Source organism: Paraburkholderia sp. HP33-1 (assembly GCF_021390595.1).
Lineage (GTDB): Bacteria > Pseudomonadota > Gammaproteobacteria > Burkholderiales > Burkholderiaceae > Paraburkholderia.
This window is the reverse complement of the sequence record NZ_JAJEJR010000001.1, coordinates 2,549,288-2,574,382: the sequence shown is the minus strand read 5'-3', so window position 1 is coordinate 2,574,382 and position 25,095 is coordinate 2,549,288. Positions and strand designations below refer to the sequence as shown.

Annotated in this window: 18 protein-coding genes; 6 read left to right on the top strand and 12 right to left on the bottom strand. The window is 66.6% G+C overall.

All coding sequences use genetic code 11. From position 1 onward, the window contains the following. Window positions 1–40 precede the first annotated feature (40 nt). The 5 genes from xdhC to L0U81_RS11660 all read right to left on the bottom strand — a co-directional run bounded on the left by xdhC (window position 41) and on the right by L0U81_RS11660 (window position 7,272). Entirely contained in the window at window positions 41–1,057 is a 1,017-nt protein-coding gene (xdhC, locus tag L0U81_RS11680) for a xanthine dehydrogenase accessory protein XdhC (RefSeq protein WP_233802782.1), read from the bottom strand. After that, complete coding sequence (gene xdhB, locus L0U81_RS11675) at window positions 1,038–3,476, bottom strand: xanthine dehydrogenase molybdopterin binding subunit (RefSeq protein ID WP_233802780.1); 2,439 nt, start codon at window positions 3,474–3,476, stop codon at window positions 1,038–1,040. The genes xdhC and xdhB overlap by 20 nt, the downstream gene beginning before the upstream one ends. After that, the gene (gene xdhA, locus L0U81_RS11670) at window positions 3,476–5,014 is read right to left on the bottom strand and encodes a xanthine dehydrogenase small subunit (protein WP_233802778.1); all 1,539 of its coding nucleotides are present in this window, start codon (window positions 5,012–5,014) and stop codon (window positions 3,476–3,478) included. Before xdhA ends, xdhB begins: the two co-directional genes overlap by 1 nt. Window positions 5,015–5,314: 300 nt before the next feature. After that, a complete protein-coding gene (locus L0U81_RS11665) occupies window positions 5,315–5,824 on the bottom strand; it encodes a disulfide bond formation protein B (RefSeq protein WP_233802776.1) in 510 nt (169 codons plus the stop codon). Window positions 5,825–5,892: 68 nt separating this feature from the next. Continuing rightward, the gene (locus L0U81_RS11660) at window positions 5,893–7,272 is read right to left on the bottom strand and encodes an amidase (protein WP_233802774.1); all 1,380 of its coding nucleotides are present in this window, start codon (window positions 7,270–7,272) and stop codon (window positions 5,893–5,895) included. Between the two features lie 215 nt (window positions 7,273–7,487). Here L0U81_RS11660 and L0U81_RS11655 point away from each other — a divergent pair, with 215 nt between their 5' ends. Continuing rightward, on the top strand, window positions 7,488–9,245 hold the full coding sequence (locus L0U81_RS11655; RefSeq protein ID WP_233802772.1) for a cation:proton antiporter: 1,758 nt from the start codon (window positions 7,488–7,490) through the stop codon (window positions 9,243–9,245). A gap of 128 nt (window positions 9,246–9,373) precedes the next feature. Then, window positions 9,374–10,825 carry a type 1 glutamine amidotransferase gene (locus L0U81_RS11650; RefSeq protein ID WP_233802770.1) on the top strand — a complete coding sequence of 484 codons (1,452 nt, stop codon included), beginning with the start codon at window positions 9,374–9,376 and terminating at the stop codon, window positions 10,823–10,825. A gap of 86 nt (window positions 10,826–10,911) precedes the next feature. On the opposite strand, the gene L0U81_RS11645 is transcribed toward L0U81_RS11650, so the two are convergent. After that, window positions 10,912–11,922 (bottom strand): hypothetical protein, encoded by a 1,011-nt coding sequence (locus L0U81_RS11645; RefSeq protein ID WP_233802768.1) that lies wholly within the window; start codon window positions 11,920–11,922, stop codon window positions 10,912–10,914. Window positions 11,923–12,097: 175 nt separating this feature from the next. After that, window positions 12,098–12,622 carry a GNAT family N-acetyltransferase gene (locus tag L0U81_RS11640; protein WP_233802767.1) on the bottom strand — a complete coding sequence of 175 codons (525 nt, stop codon included), beginning with the start codon at window positions 12,620–12,622 and terminating at the stop codon, window positions 12,098–12,100. 324 nt (window positions 12,623–12,946) lie between these two features. Here L0U81_RS11640 and L0U81_RS11635 point away from each other — a divergent pair, with 324 nt between their 5' ends. Beyond that, window positions 12,947–14,248 (top strand): MFS transporter, encoded by a 1,302-nt coding sequence (locus L0U81_RS11635; protein ID WP_233802765.1) that lies wholly within the window; start codon window positions 12,947–12,949, stop codon window positions 14,246–14,248. 67 nt (window positions 14,249–14,315) lie between these two features. Here the strand turns inward: L0U81_RS11635 and L0U81_RS11630 are convergent, their stop codons facing one another. Next, window positions 14,316–16,163, bottom strand: a complete 1,848-nt coding sequence (locus L0U81_RS11630; protein ID WP_233802763.1) for a tetratricopeptide repeat protein — start codon at window positions 16,161–16,163, stop codon at window positions 14,316–14,318. A gap of 139 nt (window positions 16,164–16,302) precedes the next feature. Between L0U81_RS11630 and L0U81_RS11625 the strand changes: the two genes are divergently transcribed. Continuing rightward, complete coding sequence (locus tag L0U81_RS11625) at window positions 16,303–18,027, top strand: FAD-dependent monooxygenase (RefSeq protein ID WP_233802761.1); 1,725 nt, start codon at window positions 16,303–16,305, stop codon at window positions 18,025–18,027. Between the two features lie 73 nt (window positions 18,028–18,100). Here L0U81_RS11625 and L0U81_RS11620 read toward each other — a convergent pair whose 3' ends face one another. Genes L0U81_RS11620 through L0U81_RS11605 form a run of 4 tightly spaced genes read right to left on the bottom strand, consistent with a single transcriptional unit; the run spans window position 18,101 to window position 23,393 of the window. After that, the gene (locus L0U81_RS11620; protein WP_233802759.1) at window positions 18,101–18,355 is read right to left on the bottom strand and encodes a formate dehydrogenase subunit delta; all 255 of its coding nucleotides are present in this window, start codon (window positions 18,353–18,355) and stop codon (window positions 18,101–18,103) included. Between the two features lie 8 nt (window positions 18,356–18,363). Continuing rightward, entirely contained in the window at window positions 18,364–21,321 is a 2,958-nt protein-coding gene (gene fdhF, locus L0U81_RS11615; protein WP_233802757.1) for a formate dehydrogenase subunit alpha, read from the bottom strand. A gap of 15 nt (window positions 21,322–21,336) precedes the next feature. Beyond that, a complete protein-coding gene (locus L0U81_RS11610) occupies window positions 21,337–22,911 on the bottom strand; it encodes a formate dehydrogenase beta subunit (RefSeq protein WP_233802755.1) in 1,575 nt (524 codons plus the stop codon). Continuing rightward, on the bottom strand, window positions 22,908–23,393 hold the full coding sequence (locus tag L0U81_RS11605; protein ID WP_233802753.1) for an NAD(P)H-dependent oxidoreductase subunit E: 486 nt from the start codon (window positions 23,391–23,393) through the stop codon (window positions 22,908–22,910). The genes L0U81_RS11610 and L0U81_RS11605 overlap by 4 nt, the downstream gene beginning before the upstream one ends. Window positions 23,394–23,527: 134 nt before the next feature. Between L0U81_RS11605 and L0U81_RS11600 the strand changes: the two genes are divergently transcribed. Then, complete coding sequence (locus L0U81_RS11600) at window positions 23,528–24,607, top strand: substrate-binding domain-containing protein (RefSeq protein ID WP_233802751.1); 1,080 nt, start codon at window positions 23,528–23,530, stop codon at window positions 24,605–24,607. 130 nt (window positions 24,608–24,737) lie between these two features. Then, window positions 24,738–25,001 carry a hypothetical protein gene (locus L0U81_RS11595; protein ID WP_233802750.1) on the top strand — a complete coding sequence of 88 codons (264 nt, stop codon included), beginning with the start codon at window positions 24,738–24,740 and terminating at the stop codon, window positions 24,999–25,001. Window positions 25,002–25,095 lie beyond the last annotated feature (94 nt).

The following is a 25,095-nucleotide window of genomic DNA, read 5'->3' as shown; positions in this document are numbered from 1 at the left end:
GGAATTGTGTGTTGTGGTAATGAGCGGCGCGGGTCGCGGATCAAACCGCCTGCGTCGCGTGGCGCTTGCCCGCGTGTGCCTCCACGGCCTGCAGCACTTGCGCGGCCGCTGAAATCGCGATGACTTCGGGCGATTTGTCGACGATGCCGTCGACGCCGAGCGGACACTTCATCCGCGCGATCCGCGCCGGATCGATGCCGCGCGCCGCGAGCCGGTGCTCGAACTGCTTGCGCTTGGTGTGCGAGCCGATCATGCCGAAGAACGCGAAGTCGCCGCGCCGCAAGATGCGCTCGGCCAGTTCGAGATCGCGCGCGTGGTTGTGCGTCATCACGATGAAGTACGTTTTCGGCGCGGCCTGATCGATCGCTTCGTCGGGCGCGTCGTTCGCGTCGATCGTGACGTTCGGCGCGTGCAGCGTATCGAGCGGGGGAAACTGCGCGTCGCGCTCATCGACCCAGCGCACCGTGCACGTCAGCGTCGCGAGCACGCGCACGAGCGCCGCGCCAACGTGGCCGGCGCCGAACAGCACGACGGCGAACTCGCCCGGTGCGATGGTTTCGGTCAGGAGCGCGCTGCTGTCGTCGAAACCGGCGCCGTCCCACAGCAGGCAATCGGCGGCGTCGATGCCGGGCTCGGGCTCCGACAGCATCACCGCATCCGGCGCGGGTCCGAATGATACGCTACGCACCGTCGATTGACCCGCCGCAAGGCGCTTCGTGAGCGAGGTGACCCAGCCGAGGTCGCCGACGTCGAGCCGCTCGAACGCGAGAATCACGGCACCGCCGCAGCACTGACCCAAGCTCGGTCCCAACGCGAAGCGTTCGAGCCGCCGCATGTGCGGCGCGCGCATGCCGTCGCGCAGCACCTGGCGCGCCGTCTCGATCGCCTTCCATTCGAGGTGGCCGCCGCCAATCGTATGTTTGGCCGCCTCGCGCGTGACGATCATCTTCGTGCCGGCTTCGCGCGGCGCCGAACCTTCGACGCGCGCAACCGTCACCAGCACGGCGGCATCGCCATGCGCGAGCAGCTGTTGCAGGTCAGTGAGCCAGGCTTGCATCCGGCGATTCTCCTTGTGGGGCCGCGTGCGGTGCTTGCGCGGCGGGTTCGGCCCGGTTTGCGTCGTGCAGCGCGCTCAACGCATCGAGCGCATCGAGTATCGCTTCGGGCGTCGCCGGCGCGCGCAATGGCGGAGCATGTTGCGCGCCCGGCACCACGGCCGCGATCGCATCGCGAATCGCGAGAAACACCGAGAACGACAGCAACAACGGTGGCTCACCGACTGCTTTCGAGCGAAACACGGTCGGCTCGACGTTGCTGTTGTCGTAGATCCGTACGTGGAACGCGGCGGGTGTGTCGCTGACCGCGGGAATCTTGTACGTCGACGGCGCGTGTGTCATCAGGCGGCCGTCGCGGTTCCACCACAGCTCTTCGCTGGTGAGCCAGCCCATTCCTTGAATGAAGCCGCCTTCGATCTGACCGAGATCGATCGCCGGATTGATCGACTGGCCCGCGTCGTGCAGCACGTCCGCGCGCACGAGCTTCCACTCGCCGGTCAGCGTATCGACGACGACCTCCGACACCGCCGCGCCATACGCAAAGTAATAGAACGGATGACCGGTCAGCGTCTTCGCATCCCAATGCACTTTCGGCGTCGCGTAGAAGCCGTCCGACCATAGCTGCACGCGCGCGAGATACGCGGCGTTGACGAGCTGTTCGAACGGCAGCGCGCCGCCGTTCACAGTTACGCTGCCGTGCGCGAACTGCACGTCGTTCGCGTCGCCGCCGAGCTGGCGTGCCGCGACCTCGGCGAGCCGCGCGCGGATCGTCCGCGCGGCGTCTTCGGCGGCCATGCCGTTCAGATCGCTGCCGGTCGAAGCCGCGGTCGCCGACGTGTTGGCGACTTTCGACGTATCGGCGGCCGTCACCCGCACGCGCGATAGCGGCAAGCCGAACTGGTTCGCGACCACCTGCGCGACCTTCGTGTTGAGGCCCTGGCCCATCTCGGTGCCGCCGTGATTGACGAGCACGGAGCCGTCCTTGTACACGTGCACGAGCGCGCCGGCCTGATTCAGGAACGGCACGTTGAACGAGATGCCGAACTTGACCGGCGAAAACGCGAGGCCGCGTTTGAGCACCGGACTTTTTGCGTTGAATTCAGCGAGCGCCGCGCGACGCGCACGGTAGCCGCTCGAATCGAGCAACGCGTCGGTCAGCGCCGCGATGATGTTGTCTTCGACGCGCTGTCCATACGGTGTCGTATCGCGCTCGCCGATGCCGTAGTAGTTCGCGAGCCGCACGTCGAGCGGATCGAGCTGCAACTCGCGCGCGATGCTGTCGAGCAGCACCTCCATCACGAGCGCGCCCTGCGGTCCGCCGAAGCCGCGAAACGCGGTGTTCGACTGCGTATTGGTCTTGCAGCACAGCGCGACGATATCGACGTCGGACAGGTAGTACGCGTTGTCGAAGTGGCACACCGCGCGCGTCGCGACCGCCCCGGACAGATCGGCCGAATAGCCGGCGCGCAAGGCGATTTCGACGCGCACGCCAAGCAGCCGGCCTTGAGCGTCGAAGCCCGCTTCGTATTCGTAGACCGCGTCGTGGCGCTTGCCGGTGATCAGGAAGTCGTCGTCGCGATCGGCGCGCAGCTTGACCGGCCGGCGCAAGCGTTGCGCCGCGAGCGCGGCCACGCACGCGAACAGCGCCGATTGCGATTCCTTGCCGCCGAAGCCGCCACCCATGCGCCGGCATTCGCACACGACGTTATGCGCGGGCCAGTCGAGCATATGCGCGACGACCTGCTGCATCTCGCTCGGATGCTGCGTCGAGCTGTAGACGAGCATGCCGTCCATCTCCTTCGGCACCGCATACGCGATCTGGCCTTCGAGATAGAACTGCTCCTGGCCGCCGACCTCGAACGTGCCGGCGAGCCGATGCGGCGCGGCGGCGATCTTTGCATCGGGGTCCCCACGCCGCAGATGCAGCGGGGGCAGCACGAACTGCTTCGCGGCTTTGGCGTCGGCGGCGGTGAGGATCGCGTCGAGCGCCTCATAACGGATCACGTCGTCGCTTTTCGCGAGCGCGGCCGCGCGGCGCGCGAGTTCATGACTCTCGGCGATTACCGCAAAGACCGGCTGGCCGAGGTACAGCACTTTGCCGTCGGCGAGAATCGGATCGTCGTGCAGCACCGGGCCGCAATTGTTCTCGCCGGGGATATCGTCGGCGCTCAGCACCGCGATCACGCCGGGCGCGTTTCTAACCGAGTCGAGATCCATCGACACGATGCGCGCATGCGCATGGCGCGACAGGCCGAGCGCTGCATGCAGCGTGCCGTGCAGTTCGGCGATGTCGTCGGTGTAGGTGGCTTCGCCGCTCACGTGCAGCGCGGCGGATTCGTGCGGCAGCGGCACAGCGATGGCCGCGTCGCGTGGTGCGGCGTGCTCACCCGCGCGTTCGATAAAGGCATCGGTCCGGTTCATCACGGCGACTCCTTCGCGACGATTGCGTCCGCTTCGAACGCGAATGCGTTCACGTCGCAAAGCGCGAGCGGCGCGTCGTCGCGCGTTTCGAGGTAGAAGCGCCACAACAGGTTGCGCGCGACCTTCAGCCGATACGCGCTCGACGCGCGCATGTCGGTGAGCGGCTGGTAGTCGGCGGCGAGCGCGTCCATCGCGCGTCGGGCGGTCGCTTCGTTCCACGCCGCGTCGTTAAGCATGGCTTCGGCGTGCGCGGCGCGCTTCGGCGTCGCCGCCATGCCGCCGAACGCGACGCGCGCCGCGCGGATCGCGCCATCTTCCGCGACGTGCAGCGCGAACGCCGCGCATACCGCCGAGATGTCCTGGTCGTAGCGCTTGGCCACCTTGTAGGTGCGAAACCGCAGCGCGCCGGTCGGGCGCGGCACGCGCAGCGCGCTCACGAATTCGCCTGCCGCTAGTGCGGTCTTCTGATAGCCGAGGTAGAACGCATCGAGCGGCAGCGTGCGTGTCGTGCGATCGTGGCGCAGCACGACCTCGGCGCCGAGCGCGAGCAGTGCCGGCATCGAATCGCCGATCGGCGAGCCGTTCGCAACGTTGCCGCCGAGCGTGCCCGCATTGCGGATCGGCAGCGAGGCGAAGCGCGTCCACATCTCGGCGAGCTCCGGGTAGTCGGCGGTGAGCGCCGCGTACGCGTCTTCGAGCGTGACCGCTGCGCCGATGGTCAGCGTTTGCGCGTCGCGCGCGATTGTTTTCAACTCCGCGACGTTGCCGGTGTACAGCAGTTCGCCGAGATCGCGGAACTGCTTGGTGACCCAAAGCCCGACGTCGGTGCTGCCCGCGACGATGCGCGCGCCCGGATGCCGCGCGCGCAGCGTCGCGAACGCGTCGAGCGTGAGCGGGGCGTGGTAGGTGGATGAGCCGAACGCGGCGCCGCGTGTGTCGGGCGCGCTGTATTCGAATGTGTCCTTGCGTTGCAGCGTGCGCAGCGTGGCCGCGATCGCGTCGCGGTCGAGCGCGACACGCGGATATCGCGCGTAGTCGAACATCTTCTGCGCGGCCTCGATGATCGGTCGGTAGCCCGTGCAGCGGCACAGATTGCCGGACAGCGCGGCGTCGATTTCGTTACGGCTCGGCGGGCCGGCGTTCGCGGGCTGGTTCTCGTAGAGCGCCCACATCGACATCACGAAGCCGGGCGTGCAGAAGCCGCATTGCGAACCGTGACAGTCGACCAAAGCCTGTTGCACCGGATGCAGCGCGCTGTTCGCGGCGCGCAGGTCTTCGACGGTGAAGAGGGCGCGGCCGTCGAGCGTCGGCAGGAACTGGATGCAGGCGTTGACCGCCTTCAACGCGAGGTCGCCGCGCGCATCGAGTTCGCCAACCACGACCGTGCACGCGCCGCAGTCGCCTTCCGCGCAGCCTTCCTTGGTGCCGGTGCAGCGCAGATCCTCGCGCAGGTGCTGCAGCACGGTGCGCGTCGCCGGGACGCCCGCGACCTCGCGGACAGACCCCTGGTGATAGAAGCGGATGGTTTGCGGTGTCATGGCGATTCGGAAGACAGTGCGGACCGGGCGCGCGTTACGCAGGGGGTCGCAAAAGCCGGCCTCGCGCACGTAGATCGCCATCCATACCCGAAGATAGCACTACCCCGTTCCGAGAATATTTTCCGCGTCACATGAAGCTTATGCGGCAGGGGGCATGACAGAAAAAACGCCGGACTACGGTCGCCCGGCATGGGCAACACGAAGTCCGGCGTGATTGGCAACGCGGATCGGCCAGCAGTCTGGTGGCGGGTTCGGGGCGTCGAACGCGTTCAGAACTCGCTCAGGCCGGCGCAACCGCCGTCAGGACACCCGATGGCGATTGCGCACGAGGCTCAGCACCAGCGCGACGAACGCGACGATAAACGCGACGCCTGCCCACATCGGAATGGTCAGCCCGAGAATCGGCGGATAGGCGGTTTCGCACAGGCCAGCGACCTTGAACACGCTCGGCAGCCATTGTGCGGGGGGCAGGCTGTCGACTACCGGCTGCAGCGTGTCGAAGCCGCAGCTGAAGCCCGGATTCGCCTGGATGTACACGTGGCGCGCCGCGGTCGCGATGCCGGCGAGCGCCGACAGCGCTGCCATCACTTCGAGCAGGCGGACGCCGCGCCAGCTCCTGAAGCGCGCACCGAAGAACGCGAAGATCGCGATCAGCAGGAAGAAATAGCGCTGGATGATGCACAGCGGGCATGGGTCTTCGCGCAACCCAAACTGCAGGTACAACGCGCCGCCCACCAGGGCGACGCAGATCAGGCCCAGCAGAACCAGCAGGGTGCGCTCGCGGCGCAGCATGGCGGAGTCGTTGTTCATGGATCTTCGATTTGTCTGGAGACGAAAGGGCGGGTGCCCGCGATTCTAGCGTGAACCCCCGCCGCGCATTAGCGGATTGCGTTCAGCACCGCCTCGGCTGCGCGGCCGATCGCGAGCAGCGCGTCGTCGGCGTGCGGGGCGCCTGCCAGCATCAGGCCGACCGGCGCGTCTCCGCGCAGATGGCACGGCAGCGACAGCGCGCAGCTATCGAGGAAGTTGAACGCACTCGGGTTGCGCAGGATCAGCGCATTAGTGTGGCCAAACGTGTCGTCGTCGTGCAGCAGGCCGGCGAGGCGCGGCGGCACGACCGGCACCGTCGGCGCGACGACCGCGTCGAAACGCTGCCACAGTGTGCGTGCGGCCTGGTCGAGCATCGCGTCGCGCTCGGCGAGCAGGTCCAGATAGTCGACCGCGCTGGCTGGCTGCCCCTTCATGATGCGCGCGAGTACGCGCGGATCGTACTGCTCGCGGTGCTTGTCGAGGAGCGGCCGATGCCACGCGTACGCCTCGATCGACGCAAAGCCGAAGCGGTTGATCTGCGGCAGGCGGTCGAGCGGCGCGAAGCGCACCTCGCTGACGACTGCGCCGGCCGCCTCCAGATGCTTGAGCGCGGTATCGATCGCGCGCGCGACTTCGGGCTCGACGCTATCGGTCACGAAATTGGTCAGCACGCCGAGGCGCACGCCTTCGAGCGGCCGCGCGGCCGGGATGCGCGGCTCCAGCCCGGCGAGCATCCGGTCGACCAGCGCGCAGCAGGCGACCGACACGCCGATCGGCCCGAACGAATCGAGCGTCGGCGACAGCGGCACGCCACCCTGTTTCGGGATGCGCGCGGCGGTCGGCTTGAAGCCGGTCAGCCCGCACAAGGCGGCCGGAATGCGGATCGAGCCGCCGGTGTCGGTGCCGAGCGCGACCGCGGCCATGCCGTCGGCGACCGAAGCCGCCGCGCCCGACGACGAGCCGCCCGAAATCCGCTCGTCGCCCTTCACCCCTCGCCGGTACGGCGACAGCGGATGACCGTAATGCGGATTGAGGCCGAGCCCGGAAAACGCGAACTCGCTCATGTTGGTACGCCCGACGATCACGGCGCCGGCCCGCTTCAGACGCGCGACCGCGACCGCATCTGCCTTCGCGGCGGGTGCGTCGGCAAGCACGACGGAGCCCGCGCGGGTCGGCTGGCCTTCGATGTCGAACAGATCCTTGACCGACACCGGAATCCCGGCGAGCGGCGACAGCACGGTGCCGGCCGCGCGCAGGCGGTCGTGCGCGTCGGCGGTGGCGCGCGCAGCGTCGGCGTCGACGTGCATGAAGACGGTGGCGCCCTGGCCGGATGGATCGGCGATCCGGTCGAGCGCGGTTTCGACGAGCGCGCGGCTGGTGGTGCGGCCGGTGGCGAGATCGGCGGCAAGCTGGGCCAGCGGCGGGAAGGGGGCGAATTCAGTGGCCATGATGTCGGTAGAAATCCGGTTGAGCGCCGCTCGGGCGCATGAGCGGGGCAGTGTCGAGCCAACGGGCAAGGTCCGTCCGCATTGTAGAGCAAGGTTTTGCGGGCGAGTGGCGTCTGGCGGAGGGCGCCAATCGGTGCGCAAAAGCGGCGTAAATTGCACCAGTTCGTTTGTTACACTTTGCTTTCAACGATTACTCTTTCGCAAGGAAAGCGCTCATGCACCACGGCATTGGCTTCATCCAGGATCTGGCCGTGGTAATGGCGTTGGCCGGCGTCGTCGCCGTGCTGTTCCATCGCCTGAAGCAGCCGGTGGTGCTCGGCTATATCGCGGCCGGCGTGATCATCGGTCCGTACACGCCGCCGTTCCAGCTGATCCGCGACGAACAGACGATCCAGACGCTCGGCGAGCTCGGCGTCGTGTTCCTGATGTTTTCGCTCGGCCTCGAATTCAGCCTGCGCAAGCTGTTCAAGGTCGGCGCAACGGCGATCGTCGCAGCGCTGTCCGAGATCGTGCTGATGCTGTGGATCGGCTACCAGATCGGCAGCGCGTTCGGCTGGAGCCCGATGGACTCGTTGTTCCTCGGCGCGATCCTCGCGATCTCGTCGACGACGATCATCGTCAAGGCGCTGTCCGACCTCGGACTCAAGCGCGAAAGCTTCGCGCAGCTCGTGTTCGGCATTCTGATCGTCGAGGACATTCTCGGCATCGCGATGCTCGTGCTGCTGACCGGCATCGCGCAGACCGGGCAGCTATCCGCCGGGCTCGCCGCCGTCACGCTTGGCAAGCTGCTGCTGTTCATGACGGTGTCGCTGCTGGTTGGCGTACTGCTCGTGCCGCGCGCGCTGAACTACGTCGCGCGCACGGGCAGCGACGAGATGCTGCTCGTCGCCGTGCTCGGCTTCTGCTTCGGCTTCTGTCTGCTGGTCGTCAAGCTCGACTACAGCATCGCGCTCGGCGCGTTTTTGATCGGCGCGATCATGGCCGAGTCGCGCCATCTGCATCGGATCGAGCATCTGATCGCGCCGCTGCGCGACGCGTTTTCCGCAATCTTCTTCGTGACGATCGGCCTGATGCTGGACCCGGCCGTGATACTCGACTACGCGTGGCCGGTCACGGTGATCACGGTGGCGGTGATCGTCGGCAAGATCGTGTCGTGCGGGCTCGGCACGTTTCTGTCCGGGCAGGATGCCCGCACGTCGATGCGCCTCGGCATGACCGTGTCGCAGATCGGCGAGTTCTCGTTCATCATCGCGACGCTTGGCCTGACGCTGAAGGTGACGAGCGGGTTTCTGTATCCGATCGCGGTCGCCGTGTCGGCATTGACCACGCTGACGACGCCGTATCTGATCCGCGTTGCCGATCCGCTCACGCGCCGCATCGCGCACGCGATGCCCGCCACGTTTTCCAACGCGTTCGGCATGTACGGGCAATGGCTGCGCAGCTTGGTCACGGCGCGCGGCGAGCCGACGCTGTTCGGGATGACGCGGCGCATCGTCGTGCAGATCGCGGTGAATCTCGCGCTCGTCGCCGCGATTTTCATTGCGGTGTCGTACAGCGCGCCGCATAGCGGCCGGCTGCTCGCGCACTGGCTCGCCGACGAGCCGCTGCAACGCGTCGTGCAGTGGAGTGTCGCGCTCGTCGTATCGCTGCCGTTCCTCGTGGCCGTGTACCGCAAGACCAGGTCGCTCGCGCTGCTGCTCGCCGAAGTCAGCGTGCAGCCGAGCGTCGCCGGGCGCTTCACGAGCGCGCTGCGTTATGCGATCGCCGACCTCGTGCCGATCGTGTCGATGTTCGGCGTGTTTCTGCTCGTGGCGGCGCTCTCGGGCAGCATCCTGCCGCCGACGGGCCTGCTCATCGCGGTGCTAGTGTGCGCCGCGCTGCTGCTCGCGCTCGTATGGCGCTGGTGCGTGAAGATCCACGCGTCGATGCAGATCGCCTTGCGGGAAACTTTCGAAGAACAGCCGGACCCCTAAGTCATAGGGATTGGTGTGGCGCTTCGCAACAATGTGAGCAATTGTGTGCGGGTTTGCCGGGCCTGCTGCGCTGGCGGATAATCAGGGCATATTCATTCGTTCGCGGGGAAGGCGCCTGTCTGACAGTCATGAGCGAAAACAAACCAGGAAACGCCGGCACGACCGGCAGTCCGCAACCGACCACGCCTTCGTCGGGCAGCGCGCCAGTCGAACCGGCCGAGGCGCTTGCTCCGTCGCATGAAGGTGCCACCCAGTCGGCCGCCAGGGACACGAGCCCGGCCGACAAGGAGGCGACCGTGAGATCGTCGACCGACGATCCGCTCAGCGCGTCGGCGCTCACCTCCGAAGATCCGCGAGCAGCGTGGATGCGCGACGCGGCCGAGGCACGCAGCGCCGCCGCCGCATCGACTGCGCGCCAGGAAGCCGCGGTGCACGAGCGCGAAGCACGGCGTGCCGGTGTGCACACCGCCGGCGCGACGACGGTGAAACCCGATCCGCTCATGAAACCGACGGCGGGCGCCGGCCAGCCGCGCGCGGGCAGCGTCGGCATCGCGGACCTTGCCACCGACGCAGAAATCACCACCGAGGAAGCCGCCGCGCCCGCTTCGCGTGCGCCCGGCTCGCCGCCGCCCGGTTTCGGCGCGGCGCCCGATTTCAGCGCCACCAACCCCCCACCGCCCAACGCGCTGCCGCCGTCGCCGCCGCGCTATTTGCGTCAGAGCGATTCGGCATGGAGCGTGTTCGGCCGCATCATTGCGGCGCGCGCGCGGCAGCTGTTCGATCGCGCGGGGCAGCGGATCACGCAGCGCACACTGCGCATCGGCGTGTCGGCGCGCATCTTCCACCCGGAGCCGGGCGCGAAGGGCTTGCGCGGCAAGACGCTGCAATATCTGGAGGAGTCGGTCGCGCACTGGGTGATGTCGCGCGACGTGCTGGTGTTCATGATCCCGACCGTCGGTCATCAGGGCATGCTGCACCCGAGCAACATCCGTCTGCGCGACTACGCGAAGCATCTCGATGGCCTGCTGTTGCAAGGCGGCGCCGACCTGTCGCCGCAGTCGTACGCGGAAGTCGCGTCGAGTCCCGAGTGGCCCGGCGATCGCGTGCGCGACATGTACGAGCTCGAACTGCTGCACGAGTTCATCGAGTCGGGCAAGCCGGTGCTCGGCGTGTGCCGTGGCTGCCAGCTGATCAATGTCGCGTTCGGCGGGACGCTGTACCAGGACATCGCGACCGATGTGCCAACCGCGAACGCGCACGTCAACGAGAACTACGATCAGCATCGGCACGGCGTGCACTTTCCGGATGGCTCGACGCTGCTGAACATGTTCCCCGGGCGGCGCGACGCGATCGTCAATTCGATCCATCACCAGGCGGTGAAGACGCTGGGCCGTGATCTGAATATCGAGGCGGTGTCGGCGTCGGACGGCATCATCGAGGCCGTGCGCTACCGGCGCGCGCCGTTCGTGATGGGCGTGCAGTGGCATCCGGAGTTTCATCGCGCGGGCGGGCCGGAACTGCTCGATTGCACGCCGCTGCTCGATACGTTCCTGCGGGTCGCGCGGGAGACGCGGTTCTAGGCGTAGGCTATTGCACCGAACTCATGCACTGCCGCGTAATGCGGCAGTGCGTTGTGTTTGCATGGATCGACTCGGTCATCCGGCGTTTATCGCGCGAATTGCTCCGGGATTTCGGTGACGCGACGCTGCGACATGTGGTTCATCCACTCGGAGCTGTTTGCCGGCAGATTGTTCGACACGACGAGGCGCGGCAGCGGGGTGGCGTCTCGCGACGGCATCATGACCGACGTCGTGGGTTCAGCGTATTCGTCTGCGCCGAACCGTACTTCATCCAAAGACTCATTCGCGGCATAGCGATTCGCCCCCGGCGGATGCGTTTGCGCGCGAAGCACACGACGCGGAGGATAGGAGTGAATCTCCTCGCTCGGCGCGGGCTTACGTCGCGTGGCGGTATGCTGAGGTAAAGCCGCCACAGGTGCGGCAGCGGCCATGTCGGCAGGTAATGGCGGGAGCACCGCAGGCGGGGGCACCGAAGCCGGTGTGAAGGCCTCGGCAATCACTGGCGCTTCGGGCCGCGCAATCTGATGCTGCGAACGACGCTTTTCCACCGGCACGTCACGATGCGCCATCAAAGCTTGCCCGGATTTCAGCATCTCGGAAGCCATACGCCGAGGCGCGAGAGGCTGATCGATCATCCACCACGCCAGCACCGCGACGCAGCCGATCGCGCCGGCACTCGCCGCGACCGTACGCCGATTCCACACCGTGCGCCGCTGCGCGATGCGCGGCGTCCGGGTCTTGAGCGCAATTCGCATTGGACCCTGAGGCACCCGCCGTTGCGCAGCGGGACGCGCCCTCGCGGCTGTATTCGCAGGTTCCCCGGCAGGCTGCGCGGCAGTCTCAACGAGTTGCGCCGCCTTATGCCGCACGCCGATCAGTACGTGGTCGATCGACACCCACTGCGCATATGACAACAGATGCTGATCGGTCATGCAGACGGTGCGCAGCAGCGCGGCATATAGCGAATCGAGTCCGGCCCGCCAGCGTTCACCGAGGGGCAGCAACGCCCAGTCGCGGCCGAACGGTTCGGGCAGGTGGTCTAGCGGACGGGGAAGCGCGAATGCGCCTTCGATCAAGGTGAGCGGCGTGCTGATCATCGGTTTCTTCCGGTGTCTCGTGACAGAACCACCGGGGAGGCAGTCACGGAATCTGTAGGGGTCCGATGAACCAACCCATCGGCAACAGAAAATGTTGCCTCGAAACTACTTGGACCAACCTTCAGATGACTCCGAAAAACGGGGACACCACACGTGCGTGGCGTCGCCGCGTCGCTCAAGGCTTCAGCCGGTACACGTAACGCAAGGCGGTGATATCCATGCCGCCGATATGATCGGGCTCCGCGCCGACGAACTGCCAGCCGTGCCGCTCGTAAAAGCCGATGGCCGGCGTATTGCCCTCGAGCACGTACAGATACAGCTGCGCCTCGCCCTGCGCACGCGCCCATTCAATGGCCGCGCGCATCAGCGTTTTGCCGACGCCGATGCCCTGATAGGCGGGCAGCGCATGCAGGTTGTCGAGCAGCACGCCCCACGCGGACTCGGGCTGACGCTCGACACACACGAAGCCGGTCGGCTTGCCGGCCAGCTCGGCGATCAGCACGATGCGGCGCTCGCCGCCCGGCGCCGCAAGACGCGCTGCCCAATAGGCGGCGCGTTCGCGTGTGACTTCGCCATCGAGAAACGCATCGGGCAACAGACCGCGGTAGGCGGCTTGCCAGCTGACGCTGTGAATCGACGCAATCAGCTCGGCGTCCTCGAGCGTGGCGGGGCGCAGGGAAAGAGCAGGGGTGGTTTGCATCGGAGTGATCAACTGAATGGCCTCGCGCGGACAGTCTACCGCGCTGCCCGCCGGTGTCGCGCGTAAGCATACTGTATGCGTTTTGCGGCGACGTTATCAGCAGTAACATTACGTGGCATCGGCTCCGCATCAAGCACAGCGTTTACCCTGGTACCGCGCGAACGATGCGGGCATCAGAATGCGGCGCCCCCGGCGCGCTTCGCCTATACCTGCGAGTGCAGCCGCGGCATCCGCTTGCCAAACGTAGTGGATCGTTTCAACTGCCCGCTCCTCACCGTCCGCGTCGATCCGTCCGACGGGGCGAAGGGCTTATCCGAGAGTGTCATGTCTACTGCGACCCACGCCGCTTCCGCCAAGGAAGAATCCAAGTTCAAGACAGTGTTCCGCGTCGTCAGCGGCAACTTTCTTGAGATGTACGACTTCATGGTCTATGGCTACTACGCCTCGGCGATTGCCAAGACCTATTTCCCGAGCGGCAGCGATTTCGCATCGCTGATGCTGTCGCTGTCGGTGTTCGGCGCGGGCTTCCTGATGCGTCCGCTTGGCGCGATCGTGCTTGGCGCTTACATCGATCATCACGGCCGCCGCAAAGGCCTAATCCTCACGCTGAGCCTGATGGCGCTCGGTACGCTGACGGTCGCGGGGATACCGGGCTACGCGACCATCGGGCTCGTAGCGCCCGTGCTCGTGCTGCTCGGCCGGCTGCTGCAAGGCTTCTCGGCCGGCGCCGAGCTCGGCGGCGTGTCGGTGTATCTGTCGGAGATCGCGACGAAGGGCAACAAGGGCTTCTATTGCTCGTGGCAGTCGGGCAGCCAGCAGGTCGCGGTGGTGTTCGCCGCGCTGATCGGCGTGGTGCTCAACAAGATTCTGCCCGCCGACCAGATGTTCGCCTGGGGCTGGCGCGTGCCGTTCCTGATCGGCTGTCTGATCGTGCCGTTCCTGTTCTTCATCCGCCGCTCGCTGCAGGAAACCGAGGAGTTCACGGCGCGCAAGCATCGTCCGGGCATGGGCGAGATCCTGAAGTCGATGCTCGCGAACTATCCGATCGTGCTGGGCGGCATGGGCATGGTCATCATGACGACCGTGTCGTTCTACATGATCACCGCGTATACGCCGACCTTCGGCAAGGAAGTGCTGAAGCTGTCGGCGATCGACACGCTCGTCGTCACCGTGTGCGTCGGTATCTCGAACCTGATCTGGCTGCCGCTCTCGGGCGCGCTGTCGGACCGCATCGGCCGTCGTCCGGTGCTGCTCGCGTTCACGATCCTGACGATCCTCACCGCGTATCCGGCGCTGCAATGGCTCGTCGCCGATCCGTCCTTCGCGCGTCTGCTCGCCGTGCAGCTGTGGCTGTCGTTCCTTTACGGCAGCTATAACGGCGCGATGGTCGTCGCGCTGACCGAAGTGATGCCGGTCGAGGTGCGCACCGCTGGTTTCTCGCTCGCGTACAGTCTCGCGACGACGATTGGCGGCTTTACCCCGGCTATCGCCACGCTGCTGATCCACGTGACGAGCAACAAGGCAGCGCCGGGTCTGGTCCTTGGCGTGGCGGCGATCTGCGGTCTGCTCGCGACGCTGTTCCTGTACCGCACGCCGGAGTCGCGCAATCAGTATCGGGCGGCCTGACAGGTCTGCCAGGTCTTCTGAAAAAAAACCCCGCTGATGCGGGGTTTTTTGTTGATGACGCCTGTCGCTAAGCGTGCCGCAACTCGTTGGCGACCACCTCGACGACTTCATCCCACGCGTTCGGTCGCGGCTGACGCACGAGCGTCGCACCGGGATACCACGGGCTGCGCGTGTCGCGGTCGAACCAGCGCCAGTCGGCGGCGAACGGCAGCATCAGCCATAGCGGTTTGCGCAGCGCGCCCGCGAGGTGGGCGATCGACGTGTCGATCGACACGACCGCGTCGAGCCGCTCGACGATCGCCGCGGTATCCGCGAAGTCGCCGATGCGTGTGTCGAAGCGATGGATCGCCGCGGCGCGCGGATGCGCGTCGAGCGTCGCGCGTTCGTCATCGGACAGATCAGGCTGCAGCACGATCCAGTCGATGCCGTCGAGCGCGAACAGCGGCTCGAGTGCGGCGAGCGGCATCGTCCGTGTTTCGTTGCGCTGGATGCGCCCCGACCACGCGAGCCCGATCTTGCGCTTCGCCTGACCGCCGAGCGAGCCGCGCCATTTCCGGCCATAGGCCGGCGGCACGGTCAGATACGGCGTGCGTGCGGGAATCGTGTCGTAGTGTGTGCCGAGCGCGAGCGGCAGGCTCAGCAGCGGAATCTGCAGATCGGCGGCGGGGCGCGGCTCGCCTTGCGCGATCAGCGTCACGCGCCATGCCTGCGCGACGGGCGCGAGCAGCGGTAACAATTGTGGCTGCACTTCGAGCACGACGCGCGCGGCGCGAAGCGCTGCGAACGGTACGAAGCGCACGAACTGCAGCGTGTCGCCGAAACCCTGTTCGGCATGGATCAGCAGCGTGTGCGCTTCGATCGATTCGCCGTGCCAGCGCGGCAACGTCTGGATTGCCGCTTGCGCGACGGTCTGCAAGCGCCATTCGTATTCGGGCAGCCCGCGCTCGAAGTCGCGCATCGCGAGCCATGCGAGCGCACGGTTCATATGCGCGGACGCGAGATCGGGACGCAGCCGCAACGCCTGATCGAGCGCGCGCACGGCAGCCGCATGCGCGCCGAGCGCCTGGTGCGCGGTGCCGAGAGCGAGCCACGCGAGCGCGAATTGCGGGTCAAGGCCGACCGAGCGCTCCAGATACGGCAGGGCCTGTTCGGCACGGCCGAGCGCTGCGAGCGCGTTGCCGATGCCGTAGATCGCGGGCGGCAGGTTCGGCTGCAAACGCAGCGCCGCTTCAAAGGCCGCGACGGCTTGCGCATGGCGGCCGGTCGCGTCGAACGTATTCGCGAGATTGAAGTGCGCGGCGACGAAGCGCGGCTCGGCGGCGAGCGCGGCCTCGAAGCAGGGCACCGCCTCGTCCGGCCGATCGAGCGCGTTCAGCGACATGCCCATGTTGTTCAGCGCGCCCGCGTGACCGGGGCGCAATTCGAGCGCGCGCCGGAACGACGCGATCGCGGCCGCGTGGCGGCCGAGCGCGTGCAGCGCGTTGCCAAGGTTGTTGTGCGACGACGCGTCGTCCGGCTGCAGGCGCAGCGAGCGTTCGAACGCATCAGCGGCGTCTTCGTGACGGCCCTGCGACGCATAGGCATTGCCGAGGTTGTAATGCGCCATCGGGAACGTCGGCGCGAGCGTCAGCGCGTTGCGGAACTGCTCGATGGCGGCGTCGATCTGGCCGAGCGCCCTCAGCGCATTGCCGAGGTTCAGTTGCAGCGCCGCGTCTTCGGGGCGCAGGTCGACCGCGCGCCGCACGAGCGCCGCGGCTTCGGCGTGCTGTCCCTGCTGGTGGCGCAGCACGCCGAGCAGATGCAGCGCGTCGACGTGGCTAGGGTTGTGCTCGAGCGTGGCGCGGTAGTCGCGGTCGGCGTCGTCGAGGCGGCCGTCACGATGTGCCGCGAACGCGCGGTCAAATACAGGTTGCATGACGGGGCGGGCATTCGGATCAATCGGATTGAGGCCGCATTTTCCCACACTTGCGCCAGGGGCCCGGTTTTGTGCGGTTCGTGGGTGCATGGCGAGCGGCGGCGTACACTAGAAGCCATTGTTGCCTCCGGAGTTCCGCATGGACGCTGCCGCCTATGACGCGTCGCCGGTGCTGATCGTCGGGGCCGGTCCCACCGGACTTGCCGCAGCGATGAGTCTCGCGCGCGCCCATATCCCCGTGCGTCTGATCGACAAGGCCCCGCGGCCGAATCCGTACTCGCGCGCAATCGGCATACAGGCGCGCACGCTCGAACTGCTCGAGCAGCATCGGCTGATCGAACCTTTTCTCGAGCTCGGCCATCGCGCGCGCGTCGTGAATCTGTTTTCGAACGGCATGCGCCTTGCGCAACTCGATTTCGATCCGCTACACACGCGCTATCCCTATCTGCTGTTTCTCGACCAGTCGGTGACGGAGCGGCTCCTGACCGAGCATCTGGCGACGCTCGGCGTGACGGTCGAGCGCGGCGTCGAGCTGATCGCGTTCATGCAAGGCTCCGCGAGCGTTCAGACGACCCTGCGCCGCGCGGACGGCCGCACGGAAGCCATGCGCCCGTCGTATCTGATCGCGGCCGACGGCGCACACAGTTCGATTCGCCATCGCCTCGGCCTGAACTTCGAGGGCAAGACCTTCGAGCAGTCCTTCCTGCTCGCCGACCTGCACGCCGAAACCGACTGGCCCGACGACGAGTTTCATATCTTCGCGTCGGGCGACGGTCTCGTGGCGCTGTTTCCGCTGGGCCACGGCCGCCATCGTCTGATCGCCGATCACGCGGTCGAGACGTCCGGCAACGCCGCGCCATCGACGCCCGCGGGGTCCGGCGAAGCGCCACTCGACGCGGCGCCGGCGCCTTCGCTCGAGCAATGCCAGGCACTGATCGCGCAACGCGTGCGCGAGCGCGTCGACGTGTCGGATCTCGCGTGGTCGGCCTATTTCCACGTGAATAGCCGAATGGTCGATCGGCTGCGCGTGGGCCGCATCTTCCTCGCCGGCGATGCCGCGCACGTGCACAGTCCTGCGGGCGCGCAGGGCATGAACACCGGCATCCAGGAAGCGCTCAACCTTGGATGGAAGCTCGCGCGCGTGATCGGCGGCGCGGCGCCGGATCGCCTGCTCGACACCTATCATGCCGAACGGCATCCGATCGAGCGCGACGTGTTGCGGCAAACCGGCTTCATCATGCAGATGGCGGAGGCCGATCACGGTCCGCTGAAGCTGCTGCGCGAGCGCGTGATGCCGGTGCTGGCCGCGCTCGGTCCGCTACGCGATGCCGCGCGCGCGACGATCAGTGAGCTGTCCATTCAATACCGGCGCAGTCCGCTGACGCTCGAACGCGTGCTCGACGGCGGCCCACGCGCGGGCGAGCGCGCGCCGGACGCGCTCGTGCATGTGGTCGACGGTCCGCTCGGGCGCGCGCCCGGCGTCGGCTGCATTTTCGATCTGCACGATCCGGCGTTCTTCTCGCTGTTTCTGCTGGTGCCGCCGCTGCCCGTCGACGACGCGCCGCTCGATCCCGCCGCGAAACATGAGCCGCCACCGGACCCCGAAGTTGAAAAGCTGGTTGCAGAGGTCGAGCGGCTGCTGCCGAACGCGGTGCGCATCTGGCGCATCACCGATACGAGCGGCGACGGCGGTCCGGCGCTGGCCGAATCGTATGGGCGTACGCGGCCGTCGTTTTATCTGGTGCGGCCGGATGGCTATATCAGCGCACGCGGACGCACGGGCTCGGACCTCTACGGTCTGGTGCGGCACTGCGAGGCGTGGTTTGCGGTGGGGGGAGAGATACCGGAGCAGGCGACGTTGTGATCAGGGTCGCCCGTTTTGCGGCACGCGCGCGGCAGCGGATCGCGCCGCCGCGCCCGGTGATTGAGCCAACGACTCAGGCCGCCGGCACCTCCGCCGGCGTCAACTTCTGGCGATACCTGACGATCGCCTCGCGCGTGAAGTTCGATAGCGCAATGCCATATGTGTCCGGAGCTTCGTCGAGCGTCGCGAGCAGCGCGCGCCGCATGCGCGGCTCCCAGGTACGACGGATATGCTCGGCGACGCCGGTCAGCGCTTCCTCGTGATCGGGCATCGACTCGAAGAAGTCGCCGATCCGGTTCGCCATGTCGATCAGATTCCGTTTGTCCATCGCTCGCCTCACTTGCCCGCGGTGACGACCGCGGCCGCGTTGGCCAGCTCGCGCCGCTTCAGCAGGTCGAGCTGTTCGCTATTGAAGCGCGAATAGTCCTTCTGCCATTGCGACGGCTGCTCCACCGGCATCACCTGCACCGCAGTCACCTTGTATTCCGGGCAGTTGGTCGCCCAGTCGGAGCTGTCGGTCGTGATGACGTTCGCGCCCGATTCGGGGAAGTGGAACGTCGTATAGACGACGCCCGGCTGCATCCGCTCCGTCACCTTCGCGCGCAACACGGTCTGTCCCGCGCGCGATTCGATGCCGACCCAGTCGCCGGTTTTGATGCCGCGTTCCTCCGCGTCGTGCGGATGCAGTTCGAGCCGGTCTTCGTCATGCCAGAGCGAGTTGTCGGTGCGGCGCGTCTGCGCGCCGACGTTGTACTGCGACAGGATGCGGCCGGTCGTCAGCAGCAGCGGATATTTGCGCGTGACCTTTTCCGGCGACGCGATGAACTTCGTGATCACGAACTTGCCCTTGCCGCGCACGAAGGTATCGACGTGCATCGTCGGCGTGCCGTCGGGCGCGTCTTCGTTGCATGGCCACTGGATGCTGCCCATTTCGTCGAGCTTCTGATACGACACGCCGTGGAAGGTCGGTGTGAGCCGCGCGATTTCGTCCATGATCTCGGACGGATGCGCATAGTCCATCTCGTAGCCGAGCGCGTGCGACAGCAGCACCGTGACTTCCCAGTCCGCGTAACCGCCAAGCGGCGGCATCACCTTGCGCACGCGCGAGATGCGGCGCTCGGCATTGGTGAACGTGCCGTCCTTTTCGAGGAACGACGAACCGGGCAGCAGCACGTGCGCGTACTTGGCGGTCTCGTTCAGGAAGATGTCCTGAACGACGATGCATTCCATCGACGACAGCGCCGCCGCCACATGATGCGTGTTCGGGTCCGACTGCACGATGTCCTCACCCTGGCAGTAGAGGCCCTTGAAGCTGCCGTGCAGCGCGGCATCGAACATGTTGGGAATGCGCAGGCCCGGTTCCGGTTGCAGCGTGACGTGCCATGCGTTTTCGAACTGCGTGCGCACGAGCGTATCGCCGATGTGGCGATAGCCCGGCAACTCGTGCGGGAACGAGCCCATGTCGCACGAGCCCTGCACGTTGTTCTGGCCGCGCAGCGGATTCACGCCGACACCCTCACGGCCGACGTTGCCGGTCGCCATCGCAAGGTTTGCGATGCCGATCACCATCGTCGAGCCTTGCGCGTGTTCGGTGACACCGAGACCGTAGTAGATCGCGGCATTGCCGCCGGTCGCATAGATGCGGGCCGCTTCGCGCACCTGTTGGGCGGGCACGCCGGTCGCGGCTTCGGTCGCTTCGGGCGAGTTCTCCGGCAGCGCGACGAAGTCGCGCCATTGCTCGAACGCGCGCGCTTCGCAGCGCGCGGCGATGAACGCTTCGTTGAGCAGGCCTTCCGTGACGATCACATGCGCGAGCGCGTTGACGACCGCGACGTTGGTGCCGGGCCGCAATTGCAGATGATGCGACGCCTTCACGTGCGGCGTATCGACGAGGTCGATCCGGCGCGGATCGACGACGATCAGTTTCGCGCCCTCGCGCACGCGCCGCTTCAGACGCGAGGCGAACACCGGGTGGCCGTCGGTCGGATTCGCGCCGATCACCATGATCACGTCGGCTTTCTCGACAGAGGCGAACGTCTGCGTGCCCGCCGATTCGCCGAGCGTCGTTTTCAGACCATAGCCGGTCGGCGAATGGCAGACGCGCGCGCAGGTGTCGACGTTGTTGTTGCCGAACGCGGCGCGCACGAGCTTCTGCACGAGATAGGTTTCCTCGTTCGTGCAGCGCGACGACGTGATGCCGCCGATCGAATCGCGCCCATGCTTCGCCTGGATGCGGCGGAATTCCGACGCCGCATACGAGATCGCTTCGTCCCAGCTGACTTCGCGCCACGGGTCGGTGATCTTCGCGCGGATCATCGGCTTCTTGATACGGTCCTTGTGCGTCGCGTAGCCCCATGCGAAGCGCCCCTTCACGCACGCATGGCCTTCGTTGGCCTGGCCGTTCTTGTGCGGCACCATCCGCACGACCTGGTTGCCCTTCATCTCGGCCTTGAACGAGCAGCCGACGCCGCAATACGCACAGGTGGTGACGACCGAGTGCTCGGGCTGGCCGAGCATCACGACGGACTTTTCCTGCAAGGTCGCGGTCGGGCACGCGGCGACGCACGCGCCGCACGACACGCATTCCGAGTCCATGAACGGCTGGTTCTCGCTGGCCGCGACGCGCGATTCGAAGCCGCGTCCGGTGATCGTCAGCGCGAACGTGCCCTGGGTTTCCTCGCACGCGCGCACGCAGCGATTGCAGACGATGCACTTCGACGGGTCGTACGTGAAGTACGGATTCGATTCGTCCTTCTTGTCCTTCAGATGGTTCGCGCCGTCGAAGCCGTAGCGCACTTCACGCAGGCCGGTCACGCCCGCCATGTCCTGCAGTTCGCAGTCGCCATTGGCGGGGCAGGTCAGGCAGTCGAGCGGATGGTCGGAGATGTACAGCTCCATCACATTGCGGCGCAGCGTCTGCAGACGGTCGGTCTGGGTGCGCACCTTCATGCCGGCTTCGACCGGCGTCGTGCACGATGCGGGGTAGCCTTTGCGGCCTTCGATCTCGACGAGACACAGCCGGCACGAGCCGAACGGTTCGAGCGAATCGGTCGCGCACAGCTTCGGCACGTTGACGCCGGCTTCGGCCGCCGCGCGCATCACCGACGTGCCGGCGGGCACGGTCACCGCCTGGCCGTCGATTTCGAGCGTTACGTCGACGTCCGAGTGGCGGGCCGGGGTGCCGTAATCGGTGTCGTCGAAGAAGGGGTTGGCGGCGCGGTCCAGCGCTTGCGACTTGCACGCGCAGTTGCCTGAGCCGCAGCCGCCGGCGGGGGAGTTGAACTGATCGGACATGGTGAACTCCTCGTGTCAGGCCGCGGCCGCTTTGGTGGCGTGGTCGGCAGGGTGATCGGCGGCGAGACCGAAGTCTTCAGGGAAATGATCGAGCGCGGACAGCACCGGATACGGCGTCATGCCGCCCATCGCGCATAGCGAGCCCGACACCATCGTGTCGCACAGATCGCGCAGCAATTGCACCTGACGCGTCGACGTGTCGCCATCGCGAATCCGTGCGATCACCTCGACGCCGCGCGTCGAGCCAATTCGGCACGGTGTGCATTTGCCGCACGATTCGAGCGCGCAGAAGTGCATCGCGTATTGCGCGAGCTCGGCGAGATTCGACGTGTCGTCATGCACGACGAGACCACCGTGGCCGATTACGGCGCCGATCGCCGCATACGCTTCGTAGTCCATCGGAATGTCCCACTGGCTTTCGGGCAGATACGTGCCGAGCGGACCGCCGACCTGCACCGCGCGCGCCGGGCGGCCGCTCGCGGTGCCGCCGCCGAAGTCGTCGAGCAGTTCGCGCAGCGTCACGCCGAACGCGAGTTCGACGAGGCCGCCTCGCTTGATGTTGCCGGCCAGTTGGAACGGCAGCGTGCCGCGCGAGCGGCCCATGCCGAAGTCCTTATAGAACGCCGCGCCGCGCGCAAAGATGATCGGCACCGTGGCGAGCGTGATCGCGTTGTTGATGACGGTGGGCTGGCCGTAGAGACCTGCGAGCGCGGGCACCGGCGGCTTCGCACGGACGATGCCGCGCTTGCCTTCGAGCGATTCGAGCATCGCGGTTTCCTCGCCGCACACGTAAGAGCCCGCGCCTTTCGCGACGAACAGCTCGAAGCGCTGCGGGCTCGAGAGTACGCTGTCGCCGAGCCAGCCGGCTTGACGCGCCCGGGCGATGGCGGCTTCGAGCGTCGCGATCGAGTGCGGATATTCGCTGCGCACATAGATATAGCCGACGGTCGCGCCGGTCACGATGCCCGCGATGATCATGCCTTCGATCAGCACGTATGGATCGCTTTCCATCACGAGACGATCGGAGAAGGTTCCCGAGTCGCCTTCGTCGGCATTGCAGACGATGTACTTCTGTGCGGCCTTCGCGCCGCGCACCGTGCGCCACTTGATCCCGGCCGGGAAGGCCGCGCCGCCGCGGCCGCGCAGGCCGGATTCGATCAGGGCTTCGCAGGCGGCGTCGCCGTCGGTTTGCAGCGCGCGGCGTAACCCTTCGAGGCCGCCGTGTGCGACGTAGTCGTCGATGGAAAGCGGGTCGGTGATGCCGATCCGCGCAAAGGTCAGGCGCTGCTGCTTCTTCAGATACGGAATCTCGTTGACCACGCCGACGCGCCGCGGATGCTCGCCGCCGTCAACGAAGCCTGAGTCGAACAACGCGGCGACGTCTTCCACCTCGACATTCGCATAGCCGATGCGGCCTTCGGGCGTCGCGACTTCGACGAGCGGTTCGAGCCACAGCAAGCCGCGCGAACCGTTGCGGATCAGTTCGATCGCAATGCCGCGGCGCGCGGCTTCAGTCGTGATGGCGTCAACCAGCGCATCGGCGCCGAGCGCAAGTGCCGACGAATCACGCGGAACGTAGATGCGTGTCATGCCGGCACCTCCACACATTTGAGGGCCGCGGCGAACAGCGCGTCGAATTTTTGCGGCGACACGCGCGCGTGCAGGGTGCCGTTGAGCATCAGCGCCGGCGAGAGCGCGCATTGTCCAAGGCAGTACACCGATTCGAGTTCGACCTTTGCGCCGTCCTCATGTCCGGCGTCGAAGCGGCAACCGGTGTGCGCCTCGATATGCTGCGCGAGCGCCTCGGTGCCCATGCTGCGGCACGCTTCGGCGCGGCAAAGCTGCACGGTGACGGGCGCGGCCGGCGTGGTACGGAAATGGTGGTAGTACGTGATGACGCCGTGCACTTCCGCGCGCGACAGGTTCAGCGCGCGGGCGAGCGGTGCGACCGCCGCGGGTGGCACAAAGCCGAGTTCGTCCTGGATCGCGTGCAGGATCGTGATGAGCGAACGGCCCGGCTGCGCGTGACGCTGCACGAGCTGATCCGGTGCCGTGGCGAGGGAATCGTCCAAAGTGGGGCTCCTCCAAAGCGATATATGCACTTGTTATTCATAATGCGTGCACCTATGCTTCGCTTATTCGTTATGGTACAGCCGAACGATATGCGGGCCAACCGGCACATGCAATAGGAAAGAATCAAACATATATGGTCAAGGTCGAATGCCAGGTCGAGCTGGTGGTGAAGGGCGCCGACGGCCGCGAGGCCAGCCTGTCGGACGTGGTGCCGCTGCTCGCGCTCGTCGATGAATCCGGTAGCATCGCGCAGGCTGCGGCGCTTAAGGGTTTGTCCTACCGGCATGCGTGGGGTTTGCTGCGCAGCATCGAGGAGCGGCTTGGCGGTTCGTTGATCGCGAAAGAGCGTGGGCGCGGCTCGGTGCTGTCCGAGCTCGGTCACGCGGTCCTGCGCGGGCAACGGCTCTGCGGCGAGCGGCTCGACGGCAATCTGCAGGCGCTCGCGAGCGAAGTGGCGAGCGATCTGAACCGCTGGCTCGCACCGCCCGCCGATCACGTGCGCATCTACGCGTCGCACGGTTATGCGGTGGCTGCGCTCGTGACCACGCTGGTCGCCAACGATCTGCCGGTCGACATCAAGTACCGCGATGGCGCGGACGCGGTCAGCGCGCTTGCGCGCGGCGAGTGCGATCTGGCGGGTTTTCATCTGCCGCTCGGCGAGTTTCGCGCGGCGTGCGCGGATACCTACCGGCGCTGGCTCGATCCGCAGCGCCATCTGCTCGTGCATCTGACGAAGCGTAAGCAGGGGCTCTTCATCGGCAAGGGCAATCCGAAGCGGATCGGCGGACTCGGCGATCTTGCGCGCAATGACATCCGTTTCGTCAACCGCCAGCCGGGCTCGGGCACGCGGATGCTGATCGATCTTGCGCTGCGAAAGATCGGCGTGGACCCGGATCGGGTCAACGGCTATGCGTCGACCGAGCTGACGCACTCGGCGATCGCGGCGTTTGTCGCGAGCGGCATGGCGGACGTGGGCATCGGCGTGAAGCCGGCCGCGCATCATTTCGGGCTCGAATTCATCCCGATCGTCGACGAGGACTATTACTTCGCGTGCGATCGCGCGCACCTCTCGCGCGCGCCGCTCGCGACGGTGATCGGACTGTTGCGCAGCAGTGCGTTTCACCATAGCGTCGAGCAGCTCGACGGCTACGATCCGCGCGACTGCGGCAGGATCGTCGATCTGGAGGAGGGGCTCGGCGGCACGCTTGCGTAGCGCCGACGTAAGCGCCTGTAACCATTTAAACAGTAGTGCCCGACGCGCGCCGCTGCACGGCGCGCCGGTTTCGGCTACTCTCTTGCCTTCACTTCCGCTTGAACCGCGCGCCAAGCCGCGCTGAACCGACATGAAAGCTCTTCTCCATGCATGTGCCGCCGCTGCCGCGGCTGGTGTGCTCTGTGCCACCGTCTCCGTCGCTTTCGCGCAAAACTCGCCTGGCGTGCCAGGCGGCATCCTGAATGACGAATTCCGCATCAACGAGCATCCGCAGATGCCGTTCGCCGCGTCCGCGCCATCGGACAAGTATCAGCACGGCAATCGTTCGGAAGCGCGCAAACGCGGCGACATGGGCGATCCGAACGGCTGCAATCTGCAGTGCCCGAAAGACTAATGAGAGTCCGCTCGGGCTTTGCTCGAGCTTCGAGGTGTGACGCAACGCCGGCCTGTAGGTCGGCGTTGTGCTTTGTGACTGGCGAGATGCCGGT

What these genes read in the sequence shown, in the direction of transcription:
- xdhC (WP_233802782.1), bottom strand. Translation starts at nt 1,057, where the DNA reads ATGCAAGCCTGGCTCACTGACCTGCAACAGCTGCTCGCGCATGGCGAT.
- L0U81_RS11660 (WP_233802774.1), bottom strand. Translation starts at nt 7,272, where the DNA reads ATGGCCACTGAATTCGCCCCCTTCCCGCCGCTGGCCCAGCTTGCCGCC.
- L0U81_RS11595 (WP_233802750.1), top strand. Translation starts at nt 24,738, where the DNA reads ATGAAAGCTCTTCTCCATGCATGTGCCGCCGCTGCCGCGGCTGGTGTG.
- L0U81_RS11665 (WP_233802776.1), bottom strand. Translation starts at nt 5,824, where the DNA reads ATGAACAACGACTCCGCCATGCTGCGCCGCGAGCGCACCCTGCTGGTT.
- L0U81_RS11620 (WP_233802759.1), bottom strand. Translation starts at nt 18,355, where the DNA reads ATGGACAAACGGAATCTGATCGACATGGCGAACCGGATCGGCGACTTC.
- L0U81_RS11630 (WP_233802763.1), bottom strand. Translation starts at nt 16,163, where the DNA reads ATGCAACCTGTATTTGACCGCGCGTTCGCGGCACATCGTGACGGCCGC.
- L0U81_RS11640 (WP_233802767.1), bottom strand. Translation starts at nt 12,622, where the DNA reads ATGCAAACCACCCCTGCTCTTTCCCTGCGCCCCGCCACGCTCGAGGAC.
- L0U81_RS11655 (WP_233802772.1), top strand. Translation starts at nt 7,488, where the DNA reads ATGCACCACGGCATTGGCTTCATCCAGGATCTGGCCGTGGTAATGGCG.
- xdhA (WP_233802778.1), bottom strand. Translation starts at nt 5,014, where the DNA reads ATGACACCGCAAACCATCCGCTTCTATCACCAGGGGTCTGTCCGCGAG.
- xdhB (WP_233802780.1), bottom strand. Translation starts at nt 3,476, where the DNA reads ATGAACCGGACCGATGCCTTTATCGAACGCGCGGGTGAGCACGCCGCA.
- fdhF (WP_233802757.1), bottom strand. Translation starts at nt 21,321, where the DNA reads ATGTCCGATCAGTTCAACTCCCCCGCCGGCGGCTGCGGCTCAGGCAAC.
- L0U81_RS11650 (WP_233802770.1), top strand. Translation starts at nt 9,374, where the DNA reads ATGAGCGAAAACAAACCAGGAAACGCCGGCACGACCGGCAGTCCGCAA.
- L0U81_RS11625 (WP_233802761.1), top strand. Translation starts at nt 16,303, where the DNA reads ATGGACGCTGCCGCCTATGACGCGTCGCCGGTGCTGATCGTCGGGGCC.
- L0U81_RS11600 (WP_233802751.1), top strand. Translation starts at nt 23,528, where the DNA reads ATGGTCAAGGTCGAATGCCAGGTCGAGCTGGTGGTGAAGGGCGCCGAC.
- L0U81_RS11635 (WP_233802765.1), top strand. Translation starts at nt 12,947, where the DNA reads ATGTCTACTGCGACCCACGCCGCTTCCGCCAAGGAAGAATCCAAGTTC.
- L0U81_RS11610 (WP_233802755.1), bottom strand. Translation starts at nt 22,911, where the DNA reads ATGACACGCATCTACGTTCCGCGTGATTCGTCGGCACTTGCGCTCGGC.
- L0U81_RS11645 (WP_233802768.1), bottom strand. Translation starts at nt 11,922, where the DNA reads ATGATCAGCACGCCGCTCACCTTGATCGAAGGCGCATTCGCGCTTCCC.